Below are 20,187 nucleotides of genomic sequence, written 5' to 3' on the forward strand. Positions count from 1 at the left end.
GGGATATGATTCGGATCATGATTTTCAGAATAGAAAACGTTTTATTATCGGTGATCAAGGAACGAGAGACATAACTGATACAACATGCAAGTTGAAATTCGGCTACGATCTTGACAGTAATACCCAATTAAATTTTCAGTGGGTACACTGGTGGTCCGACCAGAATGTAGATAATGTCAACACCTACCTTACGGACGCTGCCGGCAACAAAGTGTATAGCGGAAGCGTCAATGTAGCCGGTTTGAACTACAATATCGGAAGTTCCACTTTTTACTTCCAGGAGAATCAGAACGAAGGAGACGTTTATGCGATAGCCTTCAAGCGGGAACCCGAAGCAGGACTGAAGATCCGGGTAGATTCAAGCTTTAACAACAACTGGAAAGCACTCAGCAAACGATCAACGGATGTGCCCCCGTATTCCAAATGGGGTGGAGCCGGCACGGTGACAGATTCCGAAACCGGCTGGTATAACTTTGACTTTAAAAGCGCCTATAAGCCCTTGAAATGGTCTGCCGTAAAAGACCATACGCTGACCGCAGGCTACCACTTCGATCATTACTTTACGGATAGCAAGACGTGGAACGCGTCCGACTGGAAAAGTGAGATAAAGACCACATTGAATGACAAATCCGAGGGCAAGACCGGCACACATGCTGTTTTTCTCCAGGATGAATGGGATATAACCGATAAGATCATGGTCTATTTTGGCGGGCGATACGAGTGGTGGCGCGGTTTTGACGGCATCAAGGCAAGAGATGTATCCGGATCAGTTTATACAACGGAATTGCCGGACAGGAAAGAAGACCATTTTTCTCCAAAATTTGCTGTGGCCTACAATCCCGATACGAATTGGGGATTCAGATTTTCTCTGGCCAAGGCATACCGGTTTCCAACTATACGGGAGCTGTTTTACGCAAATGTTAGCAGTGCCGGAATCGTAACCTTGACAAATCCCGACCTGAAATCCGAGAAGATCTTTGCCAAGGATTTTACCATCAGCAAAAAAGTGGGTTGGGCCGGAGAAGCAAGGCTCAGCTTTTTCGAAAATTATACCGAGGATACCATTTTCAGCCAAACAGACGTGTATAAAAACCAGACGTACTATCAAAACATCGACGAAGTGAGAACCCGGGGAGTAGAGTTCCAGTTTAAAAAGAAAGGATTATTTGTAGACAGACTGGATGCAATGTTTAATATCGCTTATATGAAGGCAAAAACACTGAAAAACGACAATTTACCGGATTCGGAAGGAAAAATATTCCCACGAGCTCCCAAATGGACTTCCAAGGCTGTTGTAAGCTGCTTCCCCACAGACAAGCTTTTTCTGACCCTTGCAGGAAGGTATTCAAGCAAGGCATGGAATACACTTAATAACGTGGATGATCGGGGCGGATACGGAGGGGTAGATGATTACTTCTTTCTGGATGCAAAAGTTGCATACAAGTTGTTAAAGCAGGTTACGATATCTTTATCTGTGGACAACCTGACCGATGAGCTTGTGTACATGTATCATCCATATGCAAGGCAAATGATTATTGCCAAACTCAAATGGGAGTATTAATCTATAACTATTATCAATCATCCAAAAAAGGAGAATTGAAAATGACAGAAAATCATGAGCACGAACATGGACATTCGCACGAGCATATTCACAAGCACAAATGATGAAAAGAAGATCGGTAATCTTTTAAAAAAAATATCTTGACAAAGCACTTCTTTAATTCCTATTAAAGAAGAAAATACATATTCAGGTGCTTTTTAGTTTAATAGGGAACCCGGTGTAAATCCGGGACGGGCCCGCCGCTGTAATCGGGGACGAAAGCCGCATAAAAAAGTGATTAGTGAACAGTAATCAGTAAAAACTGGCGCTGTAGCTAACACTGGCCACTGGAATAAACGGTTGTTTTCTGACCACTAAATACTGGTCACTGACAACTGCCTTTCTGGGAAGGCGTAGCTAAACGGATGATCCGAGAGTCAGAAGACCTGCCTGAATATTTGTGTGTACTCCGCGGACAAGAGAGCGCATATATGATCATGAGGATAAAAAAGGGATATCCCCGGATCGATTAATTTCGGTCCGGGGATTTTTTTTTGCTTTTTTTGAGGTGCTGATTACTTCTCTTTCGACAGTGGAGAATGAAGACCGGTATAATATATACTTTTTACGGATGGTTATGGGGCTGACATAATGAAATGGGATAATTTTAAAATATCGCTTGTCATTTTTTTATTACTTTGTTTAAGCGCAGAAAATACGGTTTTTGCGGAACAAGGAGCGGAGACTAAAGCTGAGGCCACTCATTTATTGGATACCATCTATGTTACAAGCGAACGTCTTTCCGAATATGTGAAAAATCACCCTCAAAACGTTGTGGAACTAACCCAAAAGGAGATTAGAGAACGGAATTTTCTTGAAGTGGGAGAGGCCATCGGTTCCATGCCGGGTGTGGATGTAGCGCAGGGAACAAACAGTATGGGGGCCAGAATCTCTATCCGGGGCGGTGGCGGATCAGGTTCTGTCCTGGTATTGATTGATGGAAGACCGATCAATTCCGCCCAGTATGGCGGGGTAAATCTGGGCGGTATTCCTATAGATATTGTAAAGAGCATTACGGTATTTAAGCCGCCGGTGCCGGTTTGGCTTGGTCCGGGAGGTTCTGCAGGAGCTATAAATATTGTTACCGGAGATTTTTCGGGAAATACTTCAAAAAAGAAGGATGGCGACAAAGCAAGCTTGAAAATTAATAGCGGATCTTATGGTGCCGCAAATATAACTTCCTCATATATGTTGCATCAGGATTCGGGAAAGCTCTTGTTTACCATAGGCGCCGGTCATAAAGACGGGAAACGGCCCAACAGCGACAGCGACAGCGGAAATGCAAGTTTTAACTGGCAGACAGAAGGACAAACCGGAATCCGGTACGACTTAAACGGCAGGTATTTTCATTCCTATCATGGCTCTCCCGGTCCCATTGACAATCCTACGCCTGACGCCAGGCAGCGCTATCAGAAAGGATCTCTGGATTTTCATATCAATGGTTTTACTGATGATATGATGGAATATAAAGTAAAGTCCTACATGGATTTGACGGATCTGTACGACCAATCCCAGACCGGCAGCCGATCAACGCTTGATGAGCATCGGGCAGGAATAAGCGCTGAAACCACATGGAAGCCTGAGGACGGAGTCTTTGCCCTGCGTTTGGGAGGATTGGCTGAAACAAACAGGGTGGATCATAACTTTTCAGGAGACCATCACAGAGAGAAAGTTTCTTTTCACAGCCAGTATGACCGTGAATTAAATAAATTAACGGCTACTCTGGGACTGAGGGGGGATCATACCAATGATTTCGGGTTTTTTCCTGCCTTCAATGCAGGGCTTAGCTACGCCCTGGGATCAAATACCGTGGTTAAGTCAAGCGCCGGATACTCAGTGGAAATCCCTTCCTTTAATCAATTATATCAACCAAGTCATGGCTCTATTGACCAAGTGAGGGGAAACCCTGATCTGGACGAAGAAAAGATATACTCCTTTAATCTGGGCATGGAGCACAAAATCAAAAAGGACGTGGTTTTTAATGCTTCAGTGTTCAGAACAAATACCAAAGATATTATTATCTACCAGAGGGGAAATGATCTGATTTATCGTCCGGTTAATGTTTCGCGCGCCTATAAGCAGGGGGTAGAGTTGGCGCTAAAGTCGGAATGGACCAAAAGTATTTCGACGGAACTATCTTATATTTACCAGGATACCAAAAATAAAGAAACCGGAGGCGAACTGTCATACGCACCGGATCATAGCCTTAAAATTACCGGAAAATTTGTACTACCGACGAAGACCAGAGTTGAAACCATATTAAAGGCCGTCAGCCGTCAATACAGCAGCCCTAACACTCCCCAGTCCCAGAAGCTTGATGGTTATGCAGTAGTAAATATGAAGGTGATTCATCCTGTTAACATAAAATCGTGGCCAAGTGAAGTATTTGTTCATATCGATAATCTGTTTGATACCGATTATGAGGTTCATGCAGGGTATCCGGATGACGGTTTCAGCTTTTTGGCAGGTGTGAATATTAATTTCTGATTTAACATGGATAAAGGAATACGAAGCTTATGATATCAGTTTGCAAGATGTAAAATATCACACAATATAAGGTTACATTCAGGTGCTTTTTTAGCATATGGCGGCATGTGAAATGCCGCCCTACAGGATGTGATGTAGGGCAAGATTCCCCCTTAGCAAAAGGGGGATAAGGGGGTTGTTTGCAATCCGCCATACTAGGGAACCCCGTGAAAATCGGGGACGGGCCCGCCGCTGTAATCGGGGACAAAAGCTGCATTAATGCCACTGTCTGTTCATAAGCGGATGGGAAGGCGCGGCAAATAGAATAATCCGATAGTCAGAAGACCTGCCTGAATGTTTGTGCGTTTTCCGCGGACAAGAGAGCGCAGCAAAGATCATGAGGATAAAAAAAGGGATATCCCCGGATCAATTAATATTGGTCCGGGCTTTTTTTTGCCCGGGCCCATGCAAAAATACATCATCTGAAAAAGGAGAAGAAATATGCTTGGGGATTATCTGATTAAGAAAAGAATTCTGATCATGACCTGCATGGTTTGGCTTTTTGCAGGCAATCTTGTGTGGGCAGATCAGTCGTCCAATGTCATGGATGTGGTAACAGTAACAGCAGAGCGGTTTCCTGTGAAAGAAAAACAAAGTCCTCATTTTGTTACGGTCATCTCTTCTGAGGAATTGAAAGACAGCGGCGTTGACAATCTGTCTGATGCAGTGAAGCGCATCGGCGGTTTTTCATACAAGGCATATGCGCCGCTGGGCGTCTCCCACGGCGGCATGAACAGCACAGCTTCCGTTCGTGGCGTAAAAGACGGCGAACTTGTGCTTATAAACGGCTCACCAATACAGGGCGCTGCAGGCCATGCCTATGACCTGAATACTATTCCTGTTGAGCAGATTGAACGCATTGAAATTTTGAAAGGAGCCGCCTCAACCCTCTATGGAGCTGATGCGATGAGCGGCGTCATAAACATTATAACGAAAAAAACTATTCAAAAAACGGCTGTTGGGGGCTCGGTTGAATTCGGAAACGAGGGATACCACAATCATGGTTTTTCAGCTTCATTGCCGGATGTGAATATAGGATTTAATTATAACCATCTGGGCAGCCAAAAGGAAATATCCCGCAGCTTTACTCGAAAATACCGCTACGATCTGGATAGCACTGATAAATATGCGTGGAATTTCAATGCTACCCTTATGGAAAATCTTCATCTGGATTATTTGGGCTCATATTACGAAACAGGTTTTGAAAAGCATTTCGACGGTGAGAAAAAACCAATGGAAGGTACTAAGCAGGAGCATTTAAAAAATTTTCTGAATGTACGGTATGAAACACAAAATTTTAAAGCCAAGATTTTCGGCAATTATGATGAAATGCGCCGGGATGAATACACCAGCCCGGGCGAGCCGGAAGATAAGAATAAAAATTATAATTCCGGCATTGAGGCAGACTACCGCTTTGAGCTGTCAGACTGGCAATTGACCGTTGGTTCAGACTGGATCCATCGCGGAGCCGATTACAACAACCAGTACGGCAGACACCATCGCAACGATTATGCCCCCTTTGTTCATCTTAAAAAAACATTTTGGGAGCGTTTAACGGCTACTGCCGGGGCACGGGAGCAATTCATAGACGGAGAATCCGGAACCGATAACTATAACCGTTTTTTGCCCAGCTTCGGTCTGAACTTAAAAACAACGGAGGCTATTAACCTTTATGCCAATGCGGGAAAGGCATTCAGGGCTCCTACATTTAACAATCTCTATTATGAGAGTTCGTTTATGGTGGGAAATCCGGATTTAAAACCTGAAGAAGGCTGGACTTACGAAACCGGAATAAAATACGATGACGATCTCTTTCGCTTAAGACTCGCTGCTTTTTATATGACGTATAAAGACAAAATCGAAGTGGATCGCTCCGAAGGTTATCCGCAAACCTATTTCAATGCAGGGGATTATGCAAGCAAGGGCATTGAATGGGAAACCGGTGTAAGTCCTTTTTTTAACAATAAAGGATGGCTAAAAAATATCTTATTCTACACATCCGGCTATTGGGCGGAGCCTACGGCCGATGATACCGAAGGCAAGGAATACCAGATCGGTCCAAAACTGCAAACAAACATCGGCATGAATTTTCTTGGTGAACCTTTTACTCTTGATCTTAACTGTCAGATTCTTTCTTCCCGAGAGCGTAATCTGGACAGCTATGCTTCTTTTAATTTCTATGCCAAGTATAAACTCTGGAAAGGATATCTGACCTTTGCTGTGGACAACATATTTAACAAAGAGATTCAGGTTGCAGGCGACATGTCTGATGATGCCACTAACCGTTATCTTTATTATGAAATCGGACGGCTTGTTAAAGTAGGTTATGAAATTGCATTTTAAGAGCGCCAAAGGGCGTAAAAACATAAGAAGAATCCGACTGATAATTATCTGCATCCTGGTTTTGATATTAACGGCGGCAGGTTCTTCCAATGCAAAAACGCGAAGCATCGGCTTGTTCGTGGGAGATGTTGACGCTTATGTCTGCCACAAAGCTTTGAAAGAAGTTGCATTGCCGGGAATCGAAATAAAGATTTTTACGGATAAAAATGTCAGAAGCGCTGCCATATCCGAATTCGTGCGGCGTATGGATGTGGCTGTGGTGGATATCATGGGACATCAGCCGGCAGAATGGCTGCTTGAAAACAAAAAATCCGTCAGGGCTAATGCTAAAATTTATGCTGTCCGCGGATCGAGCCATGTCCAGGATTTTCTTGATGCTGGATTTATCATGGATAAAACGGTGCGAGCTTATTACAGCTATACATCTGCTGAAAATATCGCCGGCATGTTAAAGTTTCTTGCAAATCGTGATCTGGGGTTTGTTACTGCATTCGATCCTCCGGTGGTTCCGTCTGAAAATTCGCTATATCATCCGGATGCTCCAAAACTGTTTTCAGAACTTGGCGAGTACATGAAGTGGTATGAAAGCTCAGGGCATTTCAAAGAAGACGGGCTTTGGAATCTTTCCATAATCTTTCCGACCTATGCACTGGATGGAAAGAAAGCGCCGCTGGATTCGCTGATCAGGGCCTATGAGCGGCAAGGCATCAATACTGTAACCTGGTTACGGGAAATGAAAGAAAGAAATCAAAATTTTGACCGGTTGATTTCAACTGAGCCGCTTGCAAGCCGTCTCGGATCTATTACAGGTTTTGATTTCAAATTTTCCTCAAAACTTTCCGGAGACCTTGAGGGCATACTTAAAAAAGCAAATGTTCCCGTATTAAACGGTCAGTATTTGTTTTTCAGTACGTCGGATGAATGGCTGGTCTCGCCTCAGGGCCTTTCGCCCGTTGAACTCGCATATCAATTCTCCACTCCTGAAATTTCAGGACTGGTTGAGCCGACAGTGATCGGAGTTAAGGAGCAGGTTATTAAGGCGGATAAAAAAAATATTGAAATTTACAAATACATACCTGTGGAAATTCATGCACAAAAGCTTGCCATGCGGGCAGCCAAATGGCATGCGCTGAGACAAAAAGCCAACAAGGACAAAAAGATCGTTTTAATTTATTACAATCATGGGGCCGGAAAGCAAAACATTGGAGCCAGCTATTTAAACGTATTTCGCAGCATAAATGAGATTATCCGAAACTTAAAGCAGAAAGGTTATTTTATTGAGGGTGAGATTACAGAAGAAAAAATCAAAGACCTGCTTTTGAAATCGGGACGCAATATTGGCTCGTGGGCTCCGGATGAACTGGATCAATTGCTAAGGGAAAAAAATGCCGCATTTGTTTCAATGTCCGACTACCGCAAATGGTTTGGCGAAACACCTGCCGATTTTCAAAAAAAAGTTGAAAAAGACTGGGGCAAGCCTGAAAATTCAAAAATCATGGTAAAAAACGGCCGCTTTGTGATTCCGTGCATCCGGCTGGGCAATCTTATTCTGGTTCCTCAGCCTGTGCGGGGGTGGAGCGATGATACCGACAAGCTTTATCACAGCACGGTTCTTTATCCGCACCATCAATACAATGCTTTCTACTTCTGGTTACAAAAAGAAATCCGGCCGGATGCCATGATCAGTCTCGGAACTCACGGCACACACGAGTGGCTTCCCGGCAAACAGGCCGGGCTCACCTGGCAATGCCCTCCCGAAGTGCTTATCGGAGACATTCCGAATCTTTATCCGTATATAGTAGATGATGTAGGTGAAGGAATTCAGGCCAAGCGCCGGGGGCGGGGCGTTATTATAGACCATGCAGTACCGCCTTTTAAGAGCGGAGGAACATACGAAGAATATTCAAAACTGGCGTCTGTCATAGGTGAATATGAAGCATCCTCTTCGGAAAAAATCAGACCGGCGCGGCTTGAACGAATCAGGGAAACAGCGATCTGGCTCGGACTGGATAAAGACACCGGCCTTTCGGTTATTGATGACAGCGCTTTGGAGAAGATAAAGCATTATCTGCTTGAGCTTAAAAGCGAAATGATTCCTTTTGGCCTCCACACCTTTGGCGTATCCCCATCCGGCGAAGGCCTGGAGGAAACTGCAGGAGCAATGGCCAAAAAAGGAGAAAATCCGGTAGAATTTTACCGGAAAAATATTGTTGCCTGCGGCCCTTCGGAAATGGACAGCCTGATTCGGGGACTGTCAGGGGGCTATATCCCTTCGGCATCCGGCAATGATCCGATCCGGAACCCGGAGAGTCTGCCTACAGGAAAGAATTTTTATGCGTTTGATCCTGAAAAAGTTCCATCGAAGGAAGCATGGGAAAACGGGAAAAAAGCGGCGACAGAAATCATTGAGGCCTATCGGAAGAAGCATGAAGGGAAATATCCCGAACAGGTGGGCGTGATTCTCTGGTCTGTGGAAACTATTCGTGACGAAGGCATCAATCCGGCTACAGCCCTGTATCTTATGGGTATGAAACCAGTTTGGGATCATCGCGATAAAATTAAAGATGTGGTTCCGATTTCAGGCGCGGAATTAAACCGCCCCCGAATTGACGTGCTGCTTCAAATGTCAGGTCTGTTCCGTGACACCTTTCCGTTGGTTGCTCTTATGCTTGATAAGGCCGTAAAAAAGGCGGCGGCTATGAGCGATATAGAAAATTATATACAAAAGCATTCAAAAGCGCTGGAAAAAGCGCTTATAGCCGAAGGCCGCTCCAAAGAAGACGCCAGAAAACTTTCTCTGGTAAGGCTTTACAGCGCACCGCCAGGCGCATACGGCACAAAGGTGGATGATATGACAGTCGCCAGCGGGTTATGGGAAAAAGACGATATTGTGGCGGAAAAAGGTTTTATACAGATGCAGTCCTACGGTTATTCATCCGAAATCTGGGGAGAAAAACTCACTTCGGTTTATCGCAGGCACCTCAAAGCAATTGATGCCACAGTGCATACTATCTCTTCCAATCTTTATGGGACGATGGATAACGACGACATGTTCCAGTATCTTGGAGGGCTGAGCATGGCTGTCAGAAAAGAATCGGGTAAAGACCCTGAGGTCTTTATTTCAATGCAGCGCACATCAGGTGAAGGTCATATAGAACTTCTGTCCGCCACACTGGGCAGGGAGCTGCGCACCCGGTATCTGAATCCCAAATGGATTGAGGGTATGAAAAAGGAAAAATATGCAGGCGCAAGAGAGATGGCGGAATTTCTGGAAAATATGTGGGGTTGGCAGGTTACTACTCCTTTGGCTGTCGATGCCGCTAAATGGAAACAAACCTATGAAGTATATGTGGAAGACAAATACGGCCTTGAACTGAAACAGTTTTTCAACCGGGAAAATCCCTGGGCATACCAGTCTATGACAGCAAGGATGCTGGAGGCGAACAGAAAAGGCTACTGGAAAGCTGATGAAAAAATCAAAAAGAAGCTGGCGGCAGAATATGCCGTTAACGTTGTGGAAAAGGGTGTGGCTTGCTGCGACCATACCTGCAACAATCCTGTGTTAAACCAGATGGTAGTAAACATCATATCGCTGCCCGGGGTGCTTTCTCCGGAACTTGTGGAAAAATTCAAGCTGGCTGTAGAACAGGCGGCAGGAAAAAAACTGGATCAACAGGTGAAACAACGACTGGAATTACTGTCCGATCTGCAGGAAGGATTGCAGAAAGCGCCGGCCGATAAATCTTTGCCGGATTCTTCGGAAAAGGAACCTTCCTTATCTGAAACAGGCAAAGGAGAAAAAAGTAAAACTGTGGAAGGATATAAAATGGAGGATATGAAGAAAAGCGATGAAACCACTGAGATGACATCCTCAGGCGTTCAGTGGGCCGCCATGTTGTTTGTTCTGGCTTTAATCGGGCTGTTTGTCCTGGGATCACGAATAAAACGATAAAAAGGAAATAAAATGGAATATAAAAGTCTTATATTGGGGACAGTTTTCAGTATCGCTATATTTGCGGTAAAAAGCGGTATAGGTCTGAATTATTATTTATCAAAAACATCATCTGCCCGTGTTAAAGCATTGGCATGCGGCATGTTTGTCTTGATGTATATGATGTTGTTTGCGGCGTCATATTTCGTCATTTCTAAAATTGATATAATACGCCATCAGGAACTCATTTTAAAATGGATAGAATCGGGCATGCTGATACATTTGATTATGGCTGTGCTGATGGTATTTTGGGGCATTTGGCTGCTAAAGAACAACACAGAATACAGTTCAAAAAGCAAGGGATGGATTGCTCTGGCTCTTCCTTGTCCGGTTTGCGTTTTGGCAATCCTGTTCTGCCAGGGTTTTTTTATAACTCTTTTTCCTGATTTAACATGGAGGTCAGCCGTTTTTCTTTATCTCATATTTCTTCTTATCAATTTCATTACTGTTGTGATTATGAGAATAAGACGGCAAAAAATGCAGCCGGAAATAATTTTGGGCGGAGCCATGCTTTTGATTGCAGTTTATTTTTTTCTTTCGGTAACAATAATGCCCAATTTTGCAGATTTAGACAGAATATACCGTTTAGCGAGCAATTCATCGGAGACCAATCCGGTTAATATCAAACATTTGTCCGTTGTTGCGGTTTCGGGTGCATTGGCTTTTCTTGCAGGTTTTGGCGCTGTTTATAATAAAACAAGGAGAATATCATGACAAATATAGGGTCTTTACTACAAACATTTATTTATATGATTTCCGCATCACTGCTTTACCCGGTGCTTTTACTTCTGTCAGTTCTTATAGTGTGTATCATAGTATATGCCGGAGCATTTTTTGCCGAGTGGCTCGAACGGATTCGTCTTGTAAAGTGTCCGGCCCAGGATTTCCCGGATCTTTTGATAAGGGGCAAATTTTCTTCTTCGGTGTCCCATAAGGTCAAACTTTTTATTGGGAATCTTAATAGTATTATCAGTGATGGGGACGATACAGAAGTTGCCATAGAAAATATGCTCCGGCAAAACGCTCATATGATGTGGAAATCATTGGACCGGCTCGCTATTATGGTTAGGGTGGGCCCGTCTTTAGGTCTTCTCGGAACTCTGATTCCCATGAGCACAGGCCTTGCGGCGCTGGGTCAGGGTGATATGACCCGGCTTTCAGCCGACATGGTAATTGCCTTTACAACTACAGTTACCGGTTTGGCTGTCGGCACAGTAGCTTTTTTCTTTGCTACAATCCGCCGCAGATGGATTGAAGAAGATATCAGGAATATGGAGCTTGCCGCAGAAATACTGACAATAAAAAAGGAGGAGTCCGCACATGCGATATTTCAGAAAATTGCGAACTAATACAGCCTTATTGGAGCCGGATGGTTCGTTTAGCAAGATCGAAGATCCGATGAGCGGGGTAGCCAATCTTTTTGATTGCAGCGTGGTTTTTATCGTAGCTTTGATTTTAGCGTTGTTCAGCGTGTATCATCTCCAGGATATGTTCAATGAGAAATCAAATATGACCATTATGAAACAAGACAAAAACGGCCAAATGGAAATAATAACCAAAAAGGGTAAAAACATAAAAGCAATCAAGGTGACAAAAGACAAATCCGAAGGCCGCGGTGAAAGGCTTGGGGTTGCTTATAAACTGGAAGACGGAAGCATGGTTTATGTGCCTGAATAGGGAGTTTAAATATTGGCCATCAAATGTCAAAACATTTATGGCTCATTCTTACAAAGAAGCAAAAGGAGAAAATTATGTATCTTTACTGGCGCGTACAGCAGGATTTGGACTGTCTTGGAGAAGTCATAAGATTTATTGATCCGAGTTTTATCAGATGTCACCGGCAGTGGCTGAGAAAAAATCTGGCAGGGATAGCTCTTGCAGAAGGTTTTGAAGTCGAAGAATTGCTGAAACAAAGTTTGAGCGAACTAAATTAAAGATCATCACAAACTATCTCAAAAAAATGAAAAGAAAAGCAGTGATTATATCGGCTTCTTCCAGCGGATCGGGAAAACCACGCGTACATTGGGCCTGATGGCGGCTCTTAAGAAAATGAGGCTTGATGTTTGTGGATTTAAGAGCGGGCCTGATTATATTGATCCCAGTCTTCATAAAATAGTAACCGGCAAACCCTCTATCAATCTTGATACATGGATGATGCCGAAAGATTATTTAGAGCGTTCCTTCCAATCACGTGTATCCGAAGCGGACATTTCTGTGATTGAGGGTGTTATGGGTATCCATGACGGCAGGCAACCCGACTCGCATCAGGGTTCAACAGCCGAACTGTCAGCATGTCGGCTTTCCTTCAAATAACCAAAGACAAGAAGATCCAGTGCTTGAAATGCGGCCATGTATTTTGCGGAAATGATCAGAATTACAAAGATCATGCATTAAAAGCCGAGATCAAGGGAAGCGAAATCGGAAAGAATTATCTTCAGACCGGTAGATTTCTTGTCTATCATGAGTTCTATTGCCCAAGCTGCACTACATTGTTATGCCAGGATGCTCTTCCTCCGGGTACTTCTCCTGTTTGGGATGTACAGGTTTTGGTGCTTGAAGATTATCTTTGACATGATATATATAATTAGGATAACATAGCCATAAATAGTAAAGGGGAGTAGCTGAATCAGCGGTTATCGTCAGCACGTCCGCCGTAGGCGGGCCGGTACCGCGGGTTAGTTAAAACTAACAAGCAAGACCTTTATCATGGTAATTGTTTCCATGGTAAAGGTCTTTTTTTGTGTGGTAAACTACAAGAAAGAAATATAATGATTGTCAGAATAACGTTGGGGATTGCAGCTTATTCTAATTTATTGGCTATGAGTACGTATGCTATCCTCAGGGGATAATAAGGAGTAACTATGAATTGGCATCAAATGCATTCAAATGAGGTAATTGACGAACTTGGTTCATCAACACATGGGCTGTCTTCCGAAGACGCGTTGAAGCGCTTAGAGGAATATGGCCCTAATGAGTTAAAGGAAAAAGAAAAAAAGACCGCTTTTGCAATGTTTCTTGATCAGTTCAAAGATCTTATGATTATTATACTGATTGCCGCCGCTTTAATTTCAGGATTTATCGGAGAACTTTCAGATACAATAACCATCATTGTAATTGTTATTTTAAACGCAGTGATAGGCTTTATGCAGGAATACAGAGCAGAAAAGGCGATGGTGGCTCTTAAAAAAATGGCGGCTGCGTTTGCAACGGTGATCAGAAACGGAGTGCATGAGCGTATCCGGGCCTCCCTGCTTGTTCCGGGCGATATTGTAATTCTTGAAGCCGGAATGATAGTTTCTGCCGATATGAGGGTGATAGAGTCTTCACAGTTAAAGGTTGAAGAGGCAGCACTCACGGGCGAATCAATTCCGGTTGAAAAGCAAACCAAAGCCCTGCCTGATGAATCTCTTCCGATCGGTGACAGAAAAAATATGGCATATAAAGGGACTTTTATTACTTACGGCCGCGGCACTGGTATTGTTACAGCAACGGCTATGAACACTGAACTTGGAAAAATCGCAACCATGCTTCAGGATGAGGAAGAGGTAAAGACCCCACTTCAGAAAAGGCTTTTAAGCTTTGGCCAAAAAATTGCGGTTGCTGTCCTTGCAATATGCGCTATTGTCTTTGGTATTGGTGTGATGAGGGGAGAACCGCCCATGCTCATGCTGCTCACAGCAATTTCACTTGCCGTTGCAGCCATACCCGAGGCCCTTCCGGCTGTAATAACAATTTCTCTCGCATTAGGAGCAAATAAGCTTGTAAAACAAAACGTCCTTATAAGAAAGCTCGCAGCTGTTGAGACACTCGGTTCCGTGACATATATATGTTCCGATAAGACAGGCACATTGACGGTAAACAAGATGACTGTTGAAAAGGTATATGTTGACGGAACTCTTTCGGGAATTAATGATCAGGGATTGAAAATAAGCGATATGCAATCGCCGCTTTCCGATCCAAAATCCCTGCTGTTTACAGCTCTTGCCTTGAATAACGATGCGCAAACGGACGCTTCAGGCAATACAATCGGCGATCCAACCGAGGTTGCACTGTATAAAACCGCAAGTGAAAACGGTTTTACCAAAGAAAAGACAGAAAATAAATTTCCCCGTATAGCAGAAATTCCTTTCGATGCTGACAGAAAATGCATGACCACATTTCACAGTATTTCATCTGACTTATCCGGCAGTTCTCCTGAATCAGAAGATAGTGTGATCTCTTTTACAAAGGGAGCTGTGGAAAACATCATTGAACGCTCAGCAGATATTATTACATCACAAGGTTTAAAGCATATAGATTCTGAAAAAATTGAAAGTATGAATAAAAGAATGGCAGCTGAAGGTCTGAGAGTTCTTTGTATCGCCATGAAAAAATGGAAAAGGTTGCCTGATGATAAGTCTTATGAAAACGTAGAATCGGAACTAACCATACTGGGACTTGTGGGTATGATTGATCCGCCAAGAGAAGAAGCGAGAGAAGCTGTTTCATTGTGTAAAACAGCAGGCATAAAACCGGTAATGATAACCGGTGATCATCCAATTACTGCAATGGCGATAGCACAACGTCTTGGAATTATTGAGGAGGGCTCAAAGGCTGTAATAACCGGAAGAGAACTTGACCAATATACGTTTGAAGAGTTTGAAGACAGGGTAGATCATATCAGCGTATATGCAAGAGTGGCACCCGAACAAAAACTTAAAATAGTAAAAGCGCTTCAGGACAGAGGGCATTTTGTGGCTATGACAGGAGACGGAGTTAATGATGCTCCGGCATTAAAAAGAGCCGATATCGGTGTTGCAATGGGAATCACGGGAACGGATGTTTCAAAAGAAGCGGCGCACATGATACTGCTTGATGACAATTTTGCTACCATTGTAAAGGCCGTCAGGGAAGGAAGAAAGATTTATGATAACATCAGAAAGTTTATAAAATATCTTCTTACTACAAATTCGGGGGAAGTATGGACACTTTTTCTCGCACCGCTGGCAGGTCTGCCCATACCTCTTCTGCCCATCCATATCCTCTGGATAAACCTTGTGACCGACGGGCTTCCTGCGCTTGCCCTTTCTCTTGAACCTGCCGAAGGAAATGTTATGAGCAGACCTCCGAGACATCCGAAAGAGAGCATATTCTCACATGGTCTTGGTATCCATGCCTTATGGGTTGGGCTATTGATGGGCGGCATTGTACTTTCCGTTCAGGCCTGGTCTATAAATACCGGCCATTCTCATTGGCAGACAATGGTATTTACGGTTCTGTGTCTTACACAGCTTGGACATGTACTTGCCATAAGGTCGGAAAAAGAATCTTTATTTACGATAGGACTATTTTCAAATAAATATCTTCTCGGTGCAGTAGTTTTAACATTTCTGCTTCAGATGGCAACCATTTATGTGCCTTATCTGAACCATATATTTAAAACGGAGCCATTGACGCCAAGTGAACTCTTTATTACTCTTGTTTTGTCTTCTGTGGTTTTCTTTGCGGTAGAGATTGAAAAATTAATAAAGCGTCGAAAGGATAGGGTAAAATAAGACGCAAAAATCAGCCATCCGCTTAAGCAGCTTGGCAAAACTCATTCCTGCTGCACTTAATATGGCGTTTATGTTGATCCGGATGATTTTCTCAAACACGCTTTTTAATATAGATGGCGCAATACCGAGTGATGGTTCGTCGAGCATGAGGAGTTTGGGTTGAGGGATAAGAGCGCGCGCTAAAGCAAGCCGCAAATAATTTTTAAAACTTCAACTATTCCTTTTTTATGCTATATTTCATAATAACCGTCTTGCGTGTAACCGCACGACTTTAGTTTTATGCACTTTCTTGATACTATAAATTTTATGCCATCAGAAAATAATACAAAAGTCTACTGGATTGATTTAGCAGAATATGATCTGTAGGTTACAGAGTCTTTGCTTGAAAAAAGACATTATCTTTATATGGGATTTATGTGCCACCAATCGGTCGAGAAGATGCTGAAGGCGATTTATGTGGCTAAGTTCGGTTTGGTCCCTCCATATATTCATAAACTTGATAAACTTATAGAACTGACCGGATTAAAGAATGCTGTATCTGAAGATCAATATGATCTCATAGACGAGCTTATACCTCTCAATATACAGGCAAGATATCCTGCTTAGCTTATAAGGATGCAATATATAAGCTGATCAATGATATAAAAAAAGCAAAAGAGATATTGCTAAAAACAGGAAATCTGATTTCATGGCTGAAAACACACACAAAATAAATGCGGAATTGAAAGAATATATCAGGCTGCTGAGAGATTCCTGCAATCTCTATGCAGTTATATTATTCGGTTCCTATGCTCAAGACATGGCAAGAGAGTACAGTGATATTGATATTGCAGTTTTTTCGGAGGATTTCGGCAAAGATCCTTTCTCGGAGATGAAAGGACTTTTAAAATTAAGGAGAAAAATAAATCCTGATATTGAACCTCTGCCCTTCAGCAAACAAGTTTTCTTCGAGCATGGCAAAGCGGAATTCGTGAGTGAGATATTAACTAAGGGTAAACTCATCTATAAAGAAGGTCAAATCTATATAGTACGCCGAAGACAGAACCGATTAAGCCAACGCGGCTATAATTTGAATGCGACTTGGTATAAATCAAAGAAACAGCTCTTTCAGTTTTTCCGTATTTCCCCTCAGTTCATCTGGCTGGCCTTCAAATGCTATTTTGTCGAGTTTTAAAGAATAAACTTTATGGCAGATGTTGAGAACTTCCCGGACTTTCTGTTCTACGATCAGAATAGTAGTTTTGTTTTCCCGGTTGATCTGGACGACTTTTTCAAAGTTTTTGCTCTTGACTAAATCTTTGATTCACTATATTGGTTTAAAAAGACCAAAAATCAAACAATTTTTCATCTGGAAATTATTTTATGTCATATCCTACCCAATTAGTCCGTAAAGTTACTAAGGCAACTGAAAACCAGCTTAAATACTGGGTTAAAATTGGAATAATAGTACCGGAAAAAAAAGGGAAAACCCATTACTATTCTTTTAGAGATATTATTAAAATAAAACTGATTATTAGTATGAAAGAAAACGGCTTGAGCCTTCAGAAAATCCAGAGAGGAATTAATAATCTATCAAATTTATTGCCATATTCAGATAATCTACTAACCCGATTGATTATTTTCACGGATGGACGGGATATGTTTGTAAATGAAAAGGGCAAATACTTCAGTGCAACTTCAATGCAGCGATTCTTTGGTTTTGATACGGAAAAATTAAATAATGATATTAATGAGCTGTCAAATAATGATAAAATCTATGCTCAGATAGATGATGTGATTGGATATAAATAATCCCATTGATTCAAAATCTTATAATTATTGAATACTATTATGGCAAAACAATTTCATGAAATAAGAGATCCTATTCATGTATTTATACGCCTCGATTCACACGAGAGGAAGGTCTTGGATTCAAGGCCGTTTCAGAGGCTTCGTTATATCCATCAACTTGCTCTAACCTATCTTGTATATCCTGGTGCAACACATCGGCGTTTTGAGCATTCGCTTGGAGTAATGGATCTTGCCTCAAGAGTTTTTGATATTGTAACAAATCCAAATAATGTTACGGATAAAGTTAAGGAAATTCTACCTCAGATAAATAATGAAGTTGATAGAATGTATTGGCGCAGGGTTCTTCGCATGGCTGCCCTGTGCCATGATATAGGACATTTGCCGTTTTCTCATGCAGCAGAAAAAGAACTTTTCCCTGAAGGATGGGATCATGAACGAATGACTAAAGAGTTGATTCTGTCAGATGAGATGAAAAAAATTTGGAACGAAGTAACACCTCCTTTAAGGCCTGACGATATTGTCAAGCTGGCTTTAGGGCAAAAGAAAGAAAAGGACTTAACGTATAATGATTGGGAAAATATTCTTTCCGAAATAATTGTCGGTGATTCTTTCGGAGCAGATCGTATTGATTATCTGCTCAGGGATTCATATCATACCGGTGTTGCTTATGGTAGATTTGATCATCACCGTTTAATTGATACGTTGAGAATTTTAACGCCACCGCTTTATGACAAGGAAGACAGCTCCATAGAGCCTTCACTTGGCGTTGAAAAAGGCGGGATTCAGTCTGCCGAAGCTTTATTATTGGCTCGCTATTTTATGTTTACCCAAGTATATTTTCATCGCGTCAGACGAATTTATGATATTCACCTGCGGGATTTTCTGGCGGATTGGCTTGAAGGCGGACAATATCCGACAGATCCTGAAGCTTTCTTACAACAGACCGATAATGAGATAGCCAGTGCTCTTCGCGTTGCATCTGCAGACAAAGAATCTCCCGGCCATATTCACGCAAAACGTATTATCAATAGAGAACATTTTAAATGGCTTTATTCTCGAACTCCGCGCGATATGCAGATAAATTCTGAAGCGTTGGATTTAATAAAAAAAGTGGTTATAAAAGAGTTTGGAAATGAAAAGGTTCGGTTTGATAACTATCCTCAAAAAAGCGGTATTATTGATTTTCCAGTACTATTAAGTGATCAGACTGTAGAATCTTCTTTACAGGTATCTGAAACTTTAAATCATATACCTGCTATTGCAGTTGATTATATTTTTGCAGATCGCGATATTATAGATCATGCAAAAAAGTGGCTTGAGAAACATAAAGATGAAATTATCAAACCACAGGAGAAGGAGGGATTATGAAATATTCACAAAAAAGGGCGTTAACATTGAAATTAATGACATCGCTCAAAGATAACGGTAGTTGGTGCGGTGAAACACATGTTCAAAAAGCAATGTACTGTATGCAGATTATTATGGAATTACCCACCGATTTTGAATTTGTTCTATATAAACACGGCCCTTTTTCATTTGATTTAAGTGATGAAATAGGCGCATTGCGTGCCGATGAACTATTGGATATAAAGCTGAATGCCTATCCATATGGCCCTTCTCTGGTGGTTACGGAATACGGCAAAGCTCTGATGGACAGGTTCCCTAAAACCATCGGGGAAAACAGTGATAGAATCAATTATATTGCTGAAAAGTTAGGATTAAAAGGTGTCGCCTCTCTTGAAAGACTTACAACCGCATTATATGTGACATCGGAAATGAAACTTCATGGCGTGGAAGATAGAGCCGAAAAGATACATGAACTCAAACCACATGTATCTAAAGAAGCTGCCAGAATCGCGGTTCAGGAAATTGATGCGATTATCGAAGACTCAAAGGAAGCCAGACTCCAATGAAATTATAATATTTCCTAATTTGCGATTATGTGTGAAATGAATTAAAGAAACAGCTCTTTCAGTTTTTCGGTGTTTCCTATAAGTTCATCCGGTTTACCTTCAAATGCTATTTTGCCGAGTTTTAAAGAATAGACTTTATGACAGATGTTGAGAACTTCCCGGACTTTTTGTTCTACAATAAGGATAGTGGTTTTGTTTTCCCGGTTGATCTGGACAATTTTTTCAAACACGCTTTTTAATATAGATGGTGCAAGGCCAAGTGAAGGTTCGTCGAGCATGAGGAGTTTGGGTTGAGGGATGAGGGCACGCGCCAGAGCAAGCTGCTGTTGTTCGCCGCCGCTTAGTTTGCCTGCATCCTGTTTTAGTCTTTCCCGGAGTATCGGAAAAAAGTTAAGCATCTCTTCTATCCGACTTTTTAAAAGCTGCTTTTTTAAAAAAGTGTGCCCATATTTTAAGGTATTCCGGAACGAAGAGTTCGTCAAACAGGTA

At 42.2% G+C, this 20,187-nt stretch carries 17 protein-coding genes and 2 riboswitches; of the genes, 16 read left to right on the plus strand and 1 reads right to left on the minus strand.

Going from position 1 to position 20,187, the window contains the following annotated elements; all coding sequences use genetic code 11:
• The 16 genes from VXK47_RS07500 to VXK47_RS07575 form a co-directional block, all read left to right on the plus strand.
• A partial coding sequence (locus VXK47_RS07500) for a TonB-dependent receptor (protein ID WP_435548150.1) occupies positions 1 to 1,561 on the plus strand: 1,561 nt, incomplete at its 5' end.
• A 171-nt stretch (positions 1,562 to 1,732) separates the two neighbouring features.
• A riboswitch (cobalamin riboswitch) is annotated at positions 1,733 to 2,008 on the plus strand.
• Between the two features lie 183 nt (positions 2,009 to 2,191).
• Positions 2,192 to 4,087: a TonB-dependent receptor plug domain-containing protein gene (locus VXK47_RS07505; RefSeq protein ID WP_435548151.1), complete on the plus strand. Its 1,896-nt coding sequence runs from the start codon at positions 2,192 to 2,194 to the stop codon at positions 4,085 to 4,087.
• Positions 4,088 to 4,239: 152 nt separating this feature from the next.
• Positions 4,240 to 4,434: riboswitch (cobalamin riboswitch) on the plus strand.
• 133 nt (positions 4,435 to 4,567) lie between these two features.
• Positions 4,568 to 6,469, plus strand: a complete 1,902-nt coding sequence (locus tag VXK47_RS07510) for a TonB-dependent receptor (RefSeq protein ID WP_435548152.1) — start codon at positions 4,568 to 4,570, stop codon at positions 6,467 to 6,469.
• Positions 6,453 to 10,421: a cobaltochelatase subunit CobN gene (locus tag VXK47_RS07515; protein ID WP_435548153.1), complete on the plus strand. Its 3,969-nt coding sequence runs from the start codon at positions 6,453 to 6,455 to the stop codon at positions 10,419 to 10,421. The genes VXK47_RS07510 and VXK47_RS07515 overlap by 17 nt, the downstream gene beginning before the upstream one ends.
• A gap of 12 nt (positions 10,422 to 10,433) precedes the next feature.
• Positions 10,434 to 11,174 (plus strand): DUF2162 domain-containing protein, encoded by a 741-nt coding sequence (locus VXK47_RS07520; RefSeq protein WP_435548154.1) that lies wholly within the window; start codon positions 10,434 to 10,436, stop codon positions 11,172 to 11,174.
• The gene (locus VXK47_RS07525; RefSeq protein WP_435548155.1) at positions 11,171 to 11,809 is read left to right on the plus strand and encodes a MotA/TolQ/ExbB proton channel family protein; all 639 of its coding nucleotides are present in this window, start codon (positions 11,171 to 11,173) and stop codon (positions 11,807 to 11,809) included. The genes VXK47_RS07520 and VXK47_RS07525 overlap by 4 nt, the downstream gene beginning before the upstream one ends.
• On the plus strand, positions 11,781 to 12,137 hold the full coding sequence (locus VXK47_RS07530; protein ID WP_435548156.1) for a DUF2149 domain-containing protein: 357 nt from the start codon (positions 11,781 to 11,783) through the stop codon (positions 12,135 to 12,137). The genes VXK47_RS07525 and VXK47_RS07530 overlap by 29 nt, the downstream gene beginning before the upstream one ends.
• A gap of 74 nt (positions 12,138 to 12,211) precedes the next feature.
• Entirely contained in the window at positions 12,212 to 12,394 is a 183-nt protein-coding gene (locus tag VXK47_RS07535) for a hypothetical protein (protein ID WP_435548157.1), read from the plus strand.
• Positions 12,395 to 12,509: 115 nt separating this feature from the next.
• The gene (locus VXK47_RS07540; protein WP_435548158.1) at positions 12,510 to 12,773 is read left to right on the plus strand and encodes a hypothetical protein; all 264 of its coding nucleotides are present in this window, start codon (positions 12,510 to 12,512) and stop codon (positions 12,771 to 12,773) included.
• On the plus strand, positions 12,752 to 13,030 hold the full coding sequence (locus VXK47_RS07545; RefSeq protein WP_435548159.1) for an acetone carboxylase subunit gamma: 279 nt from the start codon (positions 12,752 to 12,754) through the stop codon (positions 13,028 to 13,030). The genes VXK47_RS07540 and VXK47_RS07545 overlap by 22 nt, the downstream gene beginning before the upstream one ends.
• A 291-nt stretch (positions 13,031 to 13,321) precedes the next feature.
• Positions 13,322 to 15,994 (plus strand): cation-translocating P-type ATPase, encoded by a 2,673-nt coding sequence (locus VXK47_RS07550; protein ID WP_435548160.1) that lies wholly within the window; start codon positions 13,322 to 13,324, stop codon positions 15,992 to 15,994.
• A 378-nt stretch (positions 15,995 to 16,372) separates the two neighbouring features.
• Positions 16,373 to 16,600: a HEPN domain-containing protein gene (locus VXK47_RS07555; RefSeq protein ID WP_435548161.1), complete on the plus strand. Its 228-nt coding sequence runs from the start codon at positions 16,373 to 16,375 to the stop codon at positions 16,598 to 16,600.
• A gap of 82 nt (positions 16,601 to 16,682) precedes the next feature.
• The gene (locus VXK47_RS07560; RefSeq protein WP_435548162.1) at positions 16,683 to 17,168 is read left to right on the plus strand and encodes a nucleotidyltransferase domain-containing protein; all 486 of its coding nucleotides are present in this window, start codon (positions 16,683 to 16,685) and stop codon (positions 17,166 to 17,168) included.
• Between the two features lie 188 nt (positions 17,169 to 17,356).
• Positions 17,357 to 17,785 (plus strand): helix-turn-helix domain-containing protein, encoded by a 429-nt coding sequence (locus VXK47_RS07565; protein ID WP_435548163.1) that lies wholly within the window; start codon positions 17,357 to 17,359, stop codon positions 17,783 to 17,785.
• Positions 17,786 to 17,824: 39 nt separating this feature from the next.
• Complete coding sequence (locus VXK47_RS07570) at positions 17,825 to 19,153, plus strand: HD domain-containing protein (protein ID WP_435548164.1); 1,329 nt, start codon at positions 17,825 to 17,827, stop codon at positions 19,151 to 19,153.
• A complete protein-coding gene (locus VXK47_RS07575) occupies positions 19,150 to 19,698 on the plus strand; it encodes a hypothetical protein (RefSeq protein WP_435548165.1) in 549 nt (182 codons plus the stop codon). Before VXK47_RS07570 ends, VXK47_RS07575 begins: the two co-directional genes overlap by 4 nt.
• Before the next feature lie 41 nt (positions 19,699 to 19,739).
• On the opposite strand, the gene VXK47_RS07580 is transcribed toward VXK47_RS07575, so the two are convergent.
• Positions 19,740 to 20,096: an ATP-binding cassette domain-containing protein gene (locus VXK47_RS07580; protein WP_435548166.1), complete on the minus strand. Its 357-nt coding sequence runs from the start codon at positions 20,094 to 20,096 to the stop codon at positions 19,740 to 19,742.
• Positions 20,097 to 20,187: the final 91 nt, after the last annotated feature.

Source organism: Desulfobacterium sp. N47 (genome assembly GCF_051233685.1).
In the GTDB taxonomy this organism is placed as follows: domain Bacteria; phylum Desulfobacterota; class Desulfobacteria; order Desulfobacterales; family RPRI01; genus RPRI01.